Origin of the sequence: Trabulsiella odontotermitis (genome assembly GCF_030053895.1) — a bacterium.
GTDB lineage: Bacteria > Pseudomonadota > Gammaproteobacteria > Enterobacterales > Enterobacteriaceae > Trabulsiella > Trabulsiella odontotermitis_C.
Genome location: NZ_CP125781.1, coordinates 452,730 through 467,750, shown reverse-complemented (window position 1 = coordinate 467,750; position 15,021 = coordinate 452,730). Strand labels below are relative to the sequence as shown.

Below are 15,021 nucleotides of genomic sequence, written 5' to 3'. Positions count from 1 at the left end.
AGAGTAATGACCTGAATATGAAGCAAGGTTTGCAGTTAAGACTCAGCCAACAGCTTGCCATGACGCCGCAGCTGCAACAGGCCATCCGCTTGTTGCAGCTGTCGACGCTTGAGCTTCAGCAGGAACTTCAGCAGGCGCTGGAGAGTAATCCGCTGCTTGAGCAAACCGACCTTCATGAGGAAGTGGATACCGCCGACGAGCAGGACAACGAATCGCTGGATTCCGTCGACGCGCTCGAACAAAAAGAGATGCCGGACGAGCTACCGCTTGACGCCAGCTGGGACGAAATCTACACCGCCGGAACGCCTTCCGGCACCAGCGCTGACTACATTGACGACGAATTGCCGATTTATCAGGGTGAAACCACCCAGACCCTGCAGGATTATCTGATGTGGCAGGTCGAACTGACCCCATTTTCCGATACCGATCGGGCGATTGCCACCTCGATTGTCGATGCCGTGGATGAAACCGGCTATCTGACGGTGACCGTTGACGACATCCTCGACAGCATGGGCAACGACGAGATTGGTCTCGATGAAGTCGAAGCAGTGCTCAAGCGCATTCAGCGGTTTGACCCGGTCGGTGTCGCGGCGAAAGATCTTCGCGATTGCCTGCTGATCCAGCTGTCACAATTCGCCAAAGAGACGCCGAGGCTGGAAGAGGCGCGTCTTATCATCAGCGAGCATCTCGATCTCCTTGCGAACCATGATTTCCGCACGCTGATGCGCGTCACGCGCCTGAAAGAAGAGGTGCTGAAAGAAGCGGTCAATTTGATCCAGTCGCTGGATCCGCGCCCGGGTCAGTCGATCCAGACCGGTGAACCGGAATATGTGATCCCCGACGTGCTGGTGCGCAAAATCAACAACCGCTGGGTTGTCGAGCTTAACTCTGACAGCATTCCGCGCCTGCAAATTAACCAGCACTACGCGGCGATGTGCAACAATGTGCGCAGCGAAACCGATGGCCAGTTCATCCGCAGCAATCTGCAGGAAGCGAAGTGGCTGATCAAGAGCCTGGAAAGCCGTAACGATACGCTCCTGCGCGTGAGCCGCTGCATTGTCGAGCAGCAGCAGGCGTTTTTTGAGCAGGGCGAAGAATATATGAAACCGATGGTACTGGCGGATATCGCCCAGGCCGTCGAAATGCACGAGTCCACCATTTCACGCGTGACCACGCAAAAATATCTGCACAGTCCGCGCGGCATTTTTGAGCTTAAATATTTTTTCTCCAGCCACGTGAACACTGAAGGGGGCGGCGAAGCCTCCTCAACGGCAATTCGCGCACTGGTGAAAAAGTTAATCGCCGGGGAAAATCCGGCGAAACCACTGAGCGACAGTAAGCTTACGTCCATACTGTCTGAACAGGGCATTATGGTTGCGCGCCGTACTGTCGCGAAGTACCGAGAGTCTCTGTCCATTCCGCCGTCAAACCAGCGTAAACAACTGGTGTGACATAACTGATAAGGAAGACACTATGCAGCTCAACATCACAGGACACAACGTCGAAATTACCGATGCTCTGCGCGAATTCGTCACGGCGAAATTTGCCAAGCTGGAACAATATTTCGAAAGGATCAATCAGGTCTATATTGTGTTAAAAGTGGAGAAAGTGACGCATGTCTCTGATGCCACTCTGCATGTTAATGGAGGCGAAATTCATGCCAGTGCGGAAGGTCAGGATATGTATGCGGCCATTGACGGATTAATCGACAAACTGGCGCGACAGCTGACTAAACATAAAGATAAACTGAAACAACACTAATTGTCCGGGTGTTCGCCTGATGTGGGGTTCTGCATCAGGCGATGCTTAGGTGAATTTATGATGAACAACGATTCGGCTCTACAATTGAGCAATGTCCTTAACCAGGAATGTACCCGTAGCGGCGTCCACTGCCAGAGTAAAAAGCGTGCGCTGGAAATTATCAGCGAACTGGCCGCTAAACAGCTGAGTCTGCCTCCTCAGGTGGTGTTTGAAGCGATTCTCACCCGCGAAAAAATGGGCAGTACGGGGATTGGCAATGGCATCGCCATCCCGCACGGCAAACTGGAAGAGGATACGCTGCGCGCTGTTGGCGTTTTTGTGCAGCTCGAAACCCCGATCGCGTTTGACGCGATCGACAACCAGCCGGTGGATCTCCTGTTCGCCCTGCTGGTGCCTGCCGATCAGACCAAAACGCATCTGCACACGCTCTCGCTGGTCGCTAAGCGTCTGGCGGACAAAACCATCTGTCGCCGCTTGCGCGCCGCGCAAAGCGATGAAGAACTGTATCAAATCATCACTGAAACAGAAGGCAGTGATGATGCATAACAGGCAGATGTGTATTCCCTTTGTCGTACTGAGGAGAAACGGTACATGGTACTGATGATCGTCAGCGGCCGCTCAGGCTCGGGAAAATCCGTGGCTCTGCGAGCGCTGGAAGATATGGGTTTTTACTGTGTAGATAACCTGCCGGTCGTGTTGCTGCCTGAACTGGCAAAGACGCTGGCGGAGCGGCAGATCTCCGCCGCCGTTAGCATTGACGTGCGCAATATGCCTGAGTCGCCTGAGATTTTCGAACAGGCGATGAAAAATCTGCCGGACGCGTTCTCTCCTCAACTGCTGTTCCTGGATGCCGACCGTAATACGCTGATTCGTCGCTACAGCGATACCCGCCGGTTGCATCCGCTCTCCAGTAAAAACCTGTCGCTGGAAAGCGCTATCGACGAAGAGAGTGATCTGCTTGAGCCGTTGCGCTCGCGGGCGGATTTAATCGTCGATACGTCTGAAATGTCCGTTCACGAGCTGGCAGAAATGCTGCGTACCCGTCTGCTGGGCAAACGCGAACGTGAACTGACGATGGTCTTTGAATCCTTCGGCTTCAAACACGGCATTCCTATCGATGCCGATTACGTGTTTGACGTGCGATTCCTGCCTAACCCGCACTGGGATCCAAAACTGCGCCCGATGACCGGTCTGGACAAACCGGTTGCCGCATTCCTCGACCGGCATACTGAAGTTCACAATTTTATTTACCAGACCCGCAGCTATCTTGAGCTATGGTTACCGATGCTGGAGACCAACAACCGCAGCTACCTGACGGTGGCGATCGGTTGTACCGGCGGTAAACATCGTTCGGTGTATATTGCCGAACAACTGGCCGACTACTTCCGCTCGCGCGGTAAGAATGTGCAGTCTCGTCACAGGACGCTGGAAAAACGTAAAACATGACCGTAAAACAGATTGTTGAGATCACCAATAAGCTGGGTATGCATGCCCGCCCGGCAATGAAACTCTTCGAACTGGTTCAGGGATTTGACGCAGAAGTTCTGTTAAGAAACGACGAAGGCATTGAAGCGGAAGCCAGCAGCGTGATTGCGCTGTTGATGCTGGATTCCGCGAAGGGCCGGCAGATCGAGATTGAAGTCAGCGGTCCGCAGGAAGCGGAAGCGATGGCTGCGGTCATCGCGCTATTTAACGCCGGGTTCGACGAAGACTGACTCAGTCGAGTTCATTCTTCCGCATAAAGCTTTCCCCGCCTAACTGCCGCATCTGGCGCAATATCCACGCCTGACGACTGCGAACATACCCCGATGGCGCACTGGCTTTAAACCGTAGCGGGTTTGGCAGCACAGCGGCCAGCAGCGCGGCTTCCGACATCGTCAACCGGCTGGCGGGCTTATGAAAATAGCGCTGCGCTGCCGCCTCGACACCGAAAACCCCTTCCCCGAATTCCGCGACGTTCAGATAGACGGTCAGGATCCGTCGCTTGGTCCAGACGGTTTCAATGCCCACCGTGAGCCCGGCTTCCAGCCCTTTACGCAGCCAGCTACGACCGTCCCACAGGAACATATTTTTCGCGGTCTGCTGCGACAGCGTCGACGCACCGCGGATCCGCGTTTCATGGCGCTCATTGTGGCTGAGCGCTTTTTCGATCGCTGCCATATCAAACCCCCAGTGTTCGGGGAATTTCTGATCTTCAGCGGCAATCACCGCCAGCCCCATCCACGGTGAAATCTCATCCATGCTGACCCAGTCTGAGTGGGCAACGTAGCCAAAATCACCGCGAAACCAGGCGCCAGTCTGCCGCTCAACCATCACCGCTGAAAACGGTACCGGCAGGATACTGAAAAGCAGAATACCGCCGCCCCACAGCACGGCGAGCAGCAATACCGCGCGCAGCAGCAGGCGCTTCACAACACCCAACGAGAAACGGCGTTGACTCATTCTGTCAGAACCAGCACGCGTTCAACCAGCTTGTCGATCCCGGCGGCAGCTTCTGCAATGTTTTGCGCCAGCATATACGCAGGCGTGGTCACCACTTTGTTGTCTTCGTCCACCACAATGTCATCCACCGGGCACGGCACATGTTCAGCGCCCATCTCTTCCAGCACTTCCGCGGTATCGATGTCGGTGCCGATGGTGATACGCAGCGGGAAATCGAAAATTTTCGGCAGCATTGCCGGGGCGATACACATGAAACCAACCGGTTTTCCTTCGCGATGCATCGCCAGCGTCAGCGCTTTTAAATCGGCATCCACCCCACATTCACTGCCCTGCGAGGCAAAATTGCTCAGATTTTTTGCTGCGCCAAAACCACCTGGGACGATTAACGCATCCAGATCAGCAGAACGAGCTGCCGCCAGCGGTGTGATATCGCCTCGCGCGAGGCGAGCCGCTTCGATCAGCACATTACGCGTTTCTGGCAAAGATTCACCGGATAAATGATTAATCACGTCAGACTGGCTTTTGTCGGGGGCAAAACAGACCGCCTGCGCGCCGTTGCGGGCGATAGCCAGCAGGGTCAGCACGGTTTCATGGACCTCAGAACCGTCATAAACACCGCAGCCACTGAGCACCACACCGATTCTTTTCATATCACTGTTCCTTTGTTGCATTTGGGCGAAGCTAAGTAAAAATGCTGATTTACTCGCTATGCTTCACACATTTTACTGATTCACGTAACAAAATATTTAAGATTTGCTATCTTAATGAGCGTGCAATCCGAATTCTCAGGTTGCGTCCGTGCTAAAACCTCTTACAACGATTTCGGCGCAGCCACGTTTTCCCTGGTGTTGGCGCAGTATTCGCGCACCCCGGTTTATCCGGGGTCATTTTTTTTCTGCGTTCGCTACCCAGGCCTTCAATGCTTCGACATCGTGCCGCCACTCGCTCTTCATCTCTTCGACCCATTCACCGACGTTGTCCCACCATGCCGGAAGGTCTGGCGACTGAATCTGCTGACCTAACTGCTGTATATGGCGTAATCCAACAGAGCCAGCCGCGCCTTTGATTTTATGCCCCTCTTCAACAATGCCTTTCTGATCGCGGGCAGTCAGGTTGGATTCGAGCACTGCCAGATACCCGGGCATCATCTTCTCGAACACCGCAAGGCCGTCGGTGATAAGTTTCGGCCCGACCAGCTCGATATACTGCTCAAGCATCGCGATATCCAGTAATGTCTGTGACTTGCTTTGATCGGGTGTGGCCATATCGTCGTCATCCTCGTCGGTGCAGGTATCCCAGAACTTCTTAATCATGGCGGTCAGCGCCGGAACGGAGAGTGGCTTGCTCAGCACATCATCCATTCCCGCATCCAGGTACTCTTTTTTGTCCTTCAGCACGTTGGCAGTCAGCGCCACCAGCGGCGGCAAATCGTCAGCGTGATATTTCTGTTTCAGCTCGCGGGAGATATCCAGCCCGGTCATGTCCGGTAACTGAATATCCAGCAGCACCAGGTCATATTCGCCAGGTGTGAACATCTCCAGCGCCGCCTTGCCGGTCATCGCGACATCAACGCTGTTGCCCAGTTTTTCCAGCACCGAGCGCGCCACAATCACGTTCAGCTCGATATCTTCCACCAGCAGGACGTGAAGTGCCGGTAACGGCAGATCGTCATCAGCCAGCGTGTCATCGACCTCTTCCGCCAGCGCAGGCGCCTGCACCGTCAGGGTAAAGACCGAGCCATGACCCGGTTGACTGGAAACCGTAATGTCACCGCCCATGCTTTTCGCCAGACGACGCGAAACGGCAAGCCCGATGCCGGTCCCGGTCGCCGGTTTGCCGCCGTGGCTGTCTTTCACCTGATAGTACATGGCGAAAATTTTATCCTGCTCATCCTGCGGAATGCCGATACCGGAGTCTTCCACCTCAAAGTGCAGCATATTGCCTTTTTCATAGCTTACGCGGACGGTCACCTGCCCCTGCTGAGTAAACTTGACAGCGTTACTGATCAGATTCCACAGGATCTGCCGCAGCCGGGTGCCATCGGTCACCACTTTATGCGGCAACGGCAGCGTCGGCTCCATCACGAAGCGCAGCCCTTTTTGCTGCACCTGCAACCCGGAGAGGTTTTCCAGATCGGCCAGGAAGCTGGTGAAATCGACCGGTTGGTTGTCGAGCTGAACCTTACGGCGCTCCATCTTATCCATGTCGATGATGTCGTTGAAAATATTCCCCAGTGTCACAGCGGAGACGTGGATCGTTTTCAGGTATTTTTCCTGCTCCGTGGTGAGCTCGGTATCCAGCAGAATACGACTCAGCCCGACGATGCCATTGAGCGGCGTACGCAGTTCATGGCTGATAGTGGAGATGAAGGTGGTTTTATCGCGGCTCGCGCGTTCCAGCGCATCCTGATAGCGCTTACGCTCGGTGATGTCGCGGCCAAAACCCATCAGACCATGACGTTTCCCCACGCGGTCGTAATAAGGTACTTTGCGGATTTCAAAACAGGCTTTGCGGCCGTCCGGGTAATCCAGCCACTGTTCATAGGTCAGCGATACGTTGTGACGGAACACTTTTTCATCCGTCTCAATCACTTTCGCTGCCGCTTCCTCGCTGTAAACATCGTAGGGTTTCAGGTGGATCAGTTGTTTCTCGCTTTTGCCGGTAAGCAGCTCCATCGCCCGGTTACAGCCGGAAAATTCTTTATCTTCATTGCGATAGAAAACCAGGTCGGGAGAGGCATCGAGGAAAGAACGTAAAAATGAGGATTGTTGTTCGAGCTGTAGCTGTGTCTCTTCGCGCTCTTTCATCTCGATTTTTAGCCGCTCCAGCGTCGCCTGACGTTCGGCTTCGGCCTTTTCGCGATCGCTGATTTCCTGATTCAGTTGTGCAATGTTGTCCTTGAGCTGAACGTTGAGCTTTAAATCGCGCTCGCGCATCTCTTCCAGCTTTTCGACCAGCCGCGACAGGCGCTGGCGCGACTCTTCAAGTTGCTCAACCACCACCGACAGAAAATAGACCGCCCAGGGGGTAATCAGCAGACCAAAGAAGATAGAGCGGATCACATCAATGCTTTCCACCTGGCCGTGCAGCACCATGGTCACCGCCATCTGCACCACAATGGCCAGCACCACCAGCGCAAGGGCCAGCAGCATCGAAAAGCGCACCAGACCCAGTTTCATCATCAGGTCGACGTAATACTGCGCCAGTAAACGGATTTGCTTCATAGAGAATTCCTTCGCGACATCACCGCTCAATAATACTCAATTCTGAGCGAGGCGTTGCAGGAAGTTGCAGCGATGTGACCTGGACGTTGCACTTCAATGCGCAACCCAGTTTCGACCGAGTGCGGACCCCTGTACACCGTGGGCATTCAGGTACTTATCAAGCTCCACCATGCCCGTCCAGCGGTTTTCACACCACAGCGGCGCCAGCAGCGTCGGACGACGGGCGCTGGCAGAAATGCGGTGATACACCACTTCTGGCGGCGTGTGGCGGATCATCTCGCCCGCGGTGACGGTATAGTCATCAAGCGCAATGCCACTAAGCCGCCCGGCAGCCCAGGCTTTCGCCATCGTGCTGCCTTTTACTATATGCAACGGATGCAGTTTGATACCGTCAACACCGGTTTCAACCACCCGCGCCAGCGTCTGCAGGCATTCAACCTGCCCTTCGCCTGGCAGGCCGACAATCAGATGCGTGCAGACCTTCAGGCCGCGCTCGCGCGCCAGCCGTGTCGTCTGCTGATAGCAGGCAAAGTCATGACCGCGATTAATACGATGCAGGGTTTTATCGTGCGCTGACTGTAAACCCAGCTCCAGCCACACTTCATAGCCCTGCGCATGATATTCCGACAGTAAATCGAGTACTGCATCAGGCACACAGTCCGGGCGGGTACCCACGCACAGCCCGACGATGCTCGCCTGCGCCACGGCCTGCTGGTACATCGCGCGCAGCACCTGCACTTCAGCAAAGGTGCTGGTATAAGCCTGAAAGTACGCCAGATAACGTCTGGCGCGATTGACGAGCTGCGCCTGATGTGCAAGTTGCTCGGCAATAGAATGATGCTGTTGCGCTTCATCAGCAAAGGAGGCCACATTACAGAACGTGCAGCCGCCGCGCCCGATGGTGCCGTCGCGATTCGGGCAGCTAAACCCGCCGTGCAGCGTCAGCTTATGAACCTTTTCGCCATAACGGCGCGCAAGATCCCCACCAAACATATTGACTAATTTCTGTAACTGCATAATCTGATAGACCGGCCTGGAGAAAAGGGCCAAGCCTGCCACTTTTAGCCTAATTCGGCGATGACCTGGATCAATCGCCCGGACAGGCTTTTATCTATTGAATATCCAAGCACTTTATTTGCAAATTAATTCATTCCCGTCGCGATTATTTTTGCTTATGGATCCGCGTTTTTCTTCATTCTTCCTTTCCTGGTCATAAAACAGAGCCATTAAGCGGACTTACGTCAGTTTACAGAATAAAAATCTAGCTAAAATGTCGTACTCAGCACACTAAAGTCATTACAGCGCAATCATATAGTGAGTCAGATCACACTCACCCTGCGGTTTTTGTCATGTTCAGACAACCTTAAAACTGATTAATAATCTTAATTATCAATAAATTATTCTGCATATAGCGCACTTTTGTATAAATAAGATTGCCATTTGACCTGTGTGCCGATTCCCGATAACGTGGAAATCCGCTGGAAGCTTTCTGGATGAGCGCTCTGCTCATCATATTTATGCAGTTATAAGATTCCCTCTAAAAAGCAAGTCCTCAAACTTGTTTACCGTTGCGAAAAGGATAAAGAGGGCGAATGCGAGGCAGGCGTATGAAACGCACAGCCCCGTCGCCAGGCTCTTGCTGCGCCTGTGCGCAACGGTCAGGAGGGTGTCACGTAGAGCCTGGGGAGGTTCACTGATATGTTGTACGATAAATCCCTTGAGAGGGATAACTGTGGTTTCGGCCTGATCGCCCACATAGAAGGCGAACCTAGCCACAAAGTGGTGCGCACCGCTATTCATGCGCTGGCCCGCATGCAGCACCGCGGCGCGATCCTCGCCGACGGTAAAACCGGCGATGGTTGCGGCCTGCTGTTGCAAAAGCCGGATCGTTTCTTTCGTATCGTGGCGGAAGAGCGCGGCTGGCGTTTAGCCAAAAATTACGCCGTCGGGATGATTTTCCTCAATCAGGATCCTGAACTGGCAAGCCACGCGCGTCGCGTCGTCGAAGAAGAACTGCAGCGCGAAACCCTCTCCATCGTCGGCTGGCGTGATGTCCCCACCAACGACGGTGTGCTCGGTGAAATCGCCCTCTCCTCACTGCCGCGGATTGAACAAATTTTTGTTAACGCCCCGGCAGGCTGGCGCCCGCGCGATATGGAGCGCCGCCTGTTTATCGCCCGCCGCCGCATTGAGAAGCGTCTGCCCGACGATAAAGACTTCTACATCTGTAGCCTGTCGAATCTCGTAAACATCTATAAAGGTCTGTGTATGCCGGCGGATCTGCCGCGCTTTTACCTGGATCTCGCGGATCTGCGTCTGGAATCGTCCATTTGTCTGTTCCACCAGCGCTTTTCCACCAACACCGTGCCGCGCTGGCCGCTGGCGCAGCCGTTCCGCTATCTGGCACACAACGGCGAAATCAACACCATCACTGGCAACCGTCAGTGGGCACGTGCGCGTACCTATAAATTCCAGACCCCACTGATCCCTGACCTGCAGGACGCCGCGCCGTTCGTCAACGAGACGGGCTCTGACTCGAGCTCGCTTGATAACATGCTTGAACTGCTGCTGGCGGGCGGGATGGACATCGTGCGCGCCATGCGTCTGCTGGTGCCGCCAGCGTGGCAGAACAACCCGGATATGGATCCGGAGCTGCGCGCCTTCTTTGACTTTAACTCCATGCATATGGAGCCGTGGGACGGCCCGGCGGGCATCGTGATGTCTGACGGTCGTTTCGCCGCCTGTAACCTCGACCGTAACGGTCTGCGCCCGGCGCGCTACGTCATCACAAAAGACAAACTCATCACCTGCGCCTCCGAAGTGGGCATCTGGGACTACCAGCCAGATGAAGTGGTTGAGAAAGGCCGCGTCGGTCCTGGTGAACTGATGGTGATCGACACCCGCTCCGGCCACATTCTGCACTCTGCGGAGACTGACGACGATCTGAAAAGCCGCCATCCGTACAAAGAATGGATGGAGAAAAACGTCCGCCGCCTGGTGCCGTTTGAAGATCTGCCGGACGAAGAAGTGGGCAGCCGCGAACTGGACGACGATACCCTCGCCAGCTTCCAGAAACAGTTTAACTACAGCGCCGAAGAGCTGGATTCGGTCATCCGCGTGCTCGGTGAAAATGGTCAGGAAGCGGTCGGCTCGATGGGCGATGACACCCCGTTCGCAGTGCTCTCCAGCCAGCCGCGCATCATTTATGATTACTTCCGTCAGCAGTTTGCGCAGGTGACCAACCCGCCGATCGATCCGCTGCGTGAAGCGCACGTGATGTCACTGGCGACCAGCATCGGCCGTGAAATGAACGTCTTTTGCGAAGCGGAAGGCCAGGCGCACCGTCTGAGCTTTAAATCGCCGATTCTGCTTTACTCCGACTTCAAACAGCTCACTACCATTAAGGAAGAGCACTACCGCGCCGATACGCTGGATATCACCTTCGACGTCAACGAAAGCACGCTCGAAGAGACGGTGAAAGCGCTGTGCGATACCGCGGAGCAGATGGTGCGTAACGGTACCGTGCTGCTGGTGCTCTCCGATCGTAATATCGCCAAAAACCGTCTGCCGGTTCCGGCGCCAATGGCGGTAGGCGCGATCCAGACGCGACTGGTGGATAAGAGCCTGCGCTGCGACGCTAACATCATCATCGAAACCGGAAGCGTCCGCGACCCGCACCACTTTGCGGTACTGCTGGGCTTCGGCGCGACGGCTATCTACCCCTACCTGGCATATGAAACGCTGGCGAAACTGGTCGACAGTAAGGCGATTGAAAAAGATTACCGTACTGTGATGCTGAACTACCGTAACGGCATCAACAAAGGGCTGTACAAGATCATGTCCAAAATGGGCATTTCGACGATCGCCTCTTATCGCTGCTCGAAACTGTTCGAAGCTGTTGGTCTGCATGCCAACGTTGCTGGTCTCTGCTTCCAGGGCGCGATTAGCCGCATCGGCGGTGCTAATTTTGACGACTTCCAGCGGGATCTGCAGAACCTGTCGAAAGTCGCGTGGCTGGCGCGTAAGCCGCTGTCGCAGGGCGGTCTGCTGAAATACGTCCACGGTGGCGAGTATCACGCCTACAACCCGGACGTGGTGCGTACGTTGCAACAGGCGGTACAAAGCGGCGAATACCGTGATTATCAGGAATACGCAAAACTGGTAAACGAGCGTCCGGCAGCCACGTTGCGTGACCTGCTGGCGTTGAATCCGGGTGAGGACGCGGTCAGCATTAATGACGTCGAACCGGCTACCGAACTGTTTAAGCGTTTCGATACCGCGGCGATGTCCATCGGTGCCCTGAGCCCGGAAGCTCACGAATCACTGGCAGAAGCCATGAACAGCCTCGGTGGCTTCTCCAACTCCGGCGAAGGCGGCGAAGATCCAGCGCGCTATGGCACCAACAAAGTGTCGCGCATTAAGCAGGTCGCCTCTGGTCGTTTCGGCGTTACCCCGGCGTATCTGGTCAATGCCGATGTCATTCAGATTAAAGTCGCTCAGGGCGCGAAACCAGGTGAAGGCGGTCAGCTACCGGGGGATAAAGTCACTCCGTATATCGCCCGTCTGCGCTATTCGGTGCCTGGCGTGACGCTGATTTCGCCACCGCCGCATCACGATATCTATTCGATTGAGGATCTGGCGCAGCTGATTTTCGACCTGAAACAGGTCAACCCGAAAGCGATGATCTCCGTGAAGCTGGTCTCCGAGCCGGGCGTTGGCACCATTGCTACCGGTGTGGCGAAAGCCTATGCCGATCTCATCACCATTGCCGGTTACGATGGCGGCACTGGCGCCAGCCCGCTGTCGTCAGTGAAATATGCCGGTTGCCCATGGGAACTGGGGCTGGTGGAAACCCAGCAGGCGCTGGTCGCCAACGGTCTGCGCCACAAAATTCGTCTGCAGGTGGATGGCGGCCTGAAAACCGGTCTCGATATCATCAAAGCGGCGATCCTCGGCGCGGAAAGCTTCGGCTTTGGTACCGGGCCGATGGTGGCGCTGGGCTGTAAATACCTGCGTATTTGCCACCTGAATAACTGCGCCACCGGCGTCGCGACTCAGGATGACAAACTGCGTAAGAATCACTACCACGGCCTGCCGTTCAAAGTGACCAACTACTTTGGCTTTATTGCACAGGAAGTCCGTGAGCTGATGGCGCAACTGGGCGTGACGCGTCTGGTGGATCTGATTGGCCGCACCGACCTGCTGAAAGCGCTGGACGGTTACACCGCCAAACAGCAGAAGCTGGATTTGACAAAACTGCTGGAGACCGCCGAACCGCACCCGGGTAAAGCGCTTTACTGCACCGAGCACAACCCGCCATTCGACAATGGTGTGCTCAACGCACAACTATTGCAGCAGGCGAAACCGTATGTGAATGACAAGCAGAGCAAAACGTTCTGGTTTGATATTCGCAACACCGACCGTTCTGTTGGCGCATCGCTGTCAGGTTATATCGCGCAAACACATGGCGACCAGGGGCTGTCTGCTGATCCGATTAAAGCGCACTTCAGCGGTACTGCGGGCCAGAGTTTTGGCGTGTGGAACGCCGGCGGCGTGGAGCTGTACCTGACCGGCGATGCCAACGACTATGTCGGCAAAGGCATGGCGGGCGGTCTGCTGGCGGTACGTCCGCCGGTGGGTTCCGCTTTCCGCAGCCACGAGGCGAGCATCATCGGCAACACGTGTCTGTATGGCGCGACCGGCGGTCGTCTGTATGCAGCAGGTCGCGCGGGTGAGCGTTTTGCGGTGCGTAACTCCGGAGCGATCACCGTGGTTGAAGGCATTGGCGATAACGGCTGTGAATACATGACTGGCGGTATTGTCTGCGTGCTGGGCAAAACCGGTGTCAACTTTGGCGCGGGGATGACCGGGGGGTTCGCCTACGTGCTGGATGAAGATGGCGATTTCCGTAAACGCGTCAACCCGGAGCTGGTGGAAGTGCTGGCGGTCGATTCGCTTGCCATTCACGAAGAGCATCTGCGCGGGCTGATTACCGAGCATGTGCACCACACCGGTTCTTCACGCGGCGAAGAGATCCTCGCCAACTGGCCTGCGTTCTCTGCTAAATTCGCGCTGGTGAAACCGAAATCCAGTGATGTTAAAGCCCTGTTGGGTCACCGTAGTCGTAGCGCAGCTGAGCTGCGCGTGCAGGCGCAGTAAGGAGTCCAGATGAGCCAGAACGTATATCAATTTATCGACCTGCAGCGCGTTGACCCGCCGAAAAAAGCACTGAAGATCCGCAAAATTGAATTTGTGGAAATCTATGAGCCGTTTTCTGAAGGCCAGGCCAAAGCGCAGGCAGACCGCTGTCTGTCCTGCGGCAACCCGTACTGCGAGTGGAAATGCCCGGTCCATAACTACATCCCTAACTGGCTGAAGCTGGCGAACGAGGGGCGTATTTTCGAGGCGGCGGAACTGTCGCACCAGACCAACACGCTGCCGGAAGTCTGCGGCCGCGTCTGCCCACAGGACAGACTGTGCGAAGGTTCCTGTACGCTGAACGACGAGTTCGGCGCGGTGACCATCGGCAACATTGAGCGCTATATCAACGATAAAGCGTTTGAGATGGGCTGGCGCCCGGATCTCACCGGCGTGAAACAAACCGACAAACGCGTCGCGATCATCGGCGCAGGTCCGGCTGGTCTGGCATGTGCCGACGTGCTGACCCGCAACGGCGTGAAAGCGGTGGTGTTTGACCGTCACCCGGAAATCGGCGGCCTGCTGACCTTCGGCATTCCGGCCTTTAAGCTGGAAAAAGAAGTGATGACCCGCCGCCGTGAAATCTTCACCGGCATGGGTATAGAGTTCCAGTTGAACACCGAAGTGGGCCGCGACGTACAGCTTGACGATCTGCTGAAAACCTATGACGCCGTTTTCCTCGGCGTCGGTACCTATCAGTCGATGCGTGGTGGACTGGAAAACGAAGACGCTGAAGGTGTGTTTGACGCGCTGCCGTTCCTCATCGCTAACACCAAGCAGATCATGGGTTACGGTGAAACGGCGGATGAGCCGTACGTCAGTATGGAAGGTCGCCGCGTGGTGGTCCTCGGCGGTGGCGACACCGCGATGGACTGCGTACGCACCTCCGTCCGTCAGGGCGCCACGCACGTTACCTGCGCCTATCGCCGTGACGAAGAAAACATGCCAGGCTCAAAACGCGAAGTGAAAAACGCGCGTGAAGAGGGCGTGGAATTTCAGTTTAACGTTCAGCCGCTGGGCGTTGAGGTGAATGCCAACGGTAAAGTCTGCGGTGTGAAAATGGCGCGTACCGAAATGGGCGCGCCGGATGCCAAAGGCCGCCGTCGCGCCGAAATCGTACCGGGCTCCGAACATGTGGTTCCGGCCGATGCGGTAGTCATGGCGTTTGGTTTCCGTCCGCACAGCATGTCGTGGCTGGAAAAACACAGTGTGGAACTGGACAGCCAGGGTCGCATTATCGCCCCGGAAGGCAACGAAAACGCTTTCCAGACCAGCAACCCGAAAATCTTCGCCGGTGGCGACATCGTACGCGGTTCTGACCTGGTGGTGACCGCGATTGCTGAAGGCCGCAAGGCTGCTGACGGGATCCTGAATTTCCTTGAAGTGTAATCAAAAA

Annotated in this window: 11 protein-coding genes; 7 read left to right on the top strand and 4 right to left on the bottom strand. The window is 55.6% G+C overall.

Annotation, left to right across the window (positions count from 1 at the left end):
• Positions 1–17: 17 nt before the first annotated feature.
• Genes rpoN through npr form a run of 5 tightly spaced genes read left to right on the top strand, consistent with a single transcriptional unit; the run spans position 18 to position 3,476 of the window.
• Entirely contained in the window at positions 18–1,451 is a 1,434-nt protein-coding gene (rpoN, locus tag QMG90_RS02285; RefSeq protein ID WP_283282549.1) for an RNA polymerase factor sigma-54, read from the top strand.
• A gap of 22 nt (positions 1,452–1,473) precedes the next feature.
• Positions 1,474–1,761: a ribosome hibernation promoting factor gene (gene hpf / locus QMG90_RS02280; protein WP_283282548.1), complete on the top strand. Its 288-nt coding sequence runs from the start codon at positions 1,474–1,476 to the stop codon at positions 1,759–1,761.
• 57 nt (positions 1,762–1,818) lie between these two features.
• Entirely contained in the window at positions 1,819–2,307 is a 489-nt protein-coding gene (gene ptsN, locus QMG90_RS02275) for a PTS IIA-like nitrogen regulatory protein PtsN (protein WP_283282547.1), read from the top strand.
• Positions 2,308–2,352: 45 nt separating this feature from the next.
• A complete protein-coding gene (gene rapZ / locus QMG90_RS02270) occupies positions 2,353–3,207 on the top strand; it encodes an RNase adapter RapZ (protein WP_038160842.1) in 855 nt (284 codons plus the stop codon).
• Positions 3,204–3,476 carry a PTS phosphocarrier protein NPr gene (gene npr, locus QMG90_RS02265; RefSeq protein WP_038160839.1) on the top strand — a complete coding sequence of 91 codons (273 nt, stop codon included), beginning with the start codon at positions 3,204–3,206 and terminating at the stop codon, positions 3,474–3,476. Before rapZ ends, npr begins: the two co-directional genes overlap by 4 nt.
• A gap of 1 nt (position 3,477) precedes the next feature.
• Here the strand turns inward: npr and mtgA are convergent, their stop codons facing one another.
• From mtgA to mnmL, 4 genes are all read right to left on the bottom strand, one after another.
• On the bottom strand, positions 3,478–4,203 hold the full coding sequence (mtgA, locus tag QMG90_RS02260) for a monofunctional biosynthetic peptidoglycan transglycosylase (protein WP_283282546.1): 726 nt from the start codon (positions 4,201–4,203) through the stop codon (positions 3,478–3,480).
• Positions 4,200–4,853: an isoprenoid biosynthesis glyoxalase ElbB gene (gene elbB / locus QMG90_RS02255; protein ID WP_283282545.1), complete on the bottom strand. Its 654-nt coding sequence runs from the start codon at positions 4,851–4,853 to the stop codon at positions 4,200–4,202. Before elbB ends, mtgA begins: the two co-directional genes overlap by 4 nt.
• 234 nt (positions 4,854–5,087) lie before the next feature.
• Complete coding sequence (arcB, locus tag QMG90_RS02250; protein WP_283282544.1) at positions 5,088–7,427, bottom strand: aerobic respiration two-component sensor histidine kinase ArcB; 2,340 nt, start codon at positions 7,425–7,427, stop codon at positions 5,088–5,090.
• Between the two features lie 93 nt (positions 7,428–7,520).
• Entirely contained in the window at positions 7,521–8,444 is a 924-nt protein-coding gene (gene mnmL / locus QMG90_RS02245) for a tRNA modification radical SAM protein MnmL/YtqA (protein WP_283282543.1), read from the bottom strand.
• A 681-nt stretch (positions 8,445–9,125) separates the two neighbouring features.
• On the opposite strand from mnmL, the gene gltB reads away from it, so the two are divergent.
• Both gltB and QMG90_RS02235 read left to right on the top strand, forming a co-directional pair.
• Positions 9,126–13,586, top strand: a complete 4,461-nt coding sequence (gene gltB / locus QMG90_RS02240; RefSeq protein ID WP_283282542.1) for a glutamate synthase large subunit — start codon at positions 9,126–9,128, stop codon at positions 13,584–13,586.
• Between the two features lie 9 nt (positions 13,587–13,595).
• Entirely contained in the window at positions 13,596–15,014 is a 1,419-nt protein-coding gene (locus QMG90_RS02235) for a glutamate synthase small subunit (protein WP_283282541.1), read from the top strand.
• The last annotated feature ends 7 nt before the right edge of the window (positions 15,015–15,021 follow it).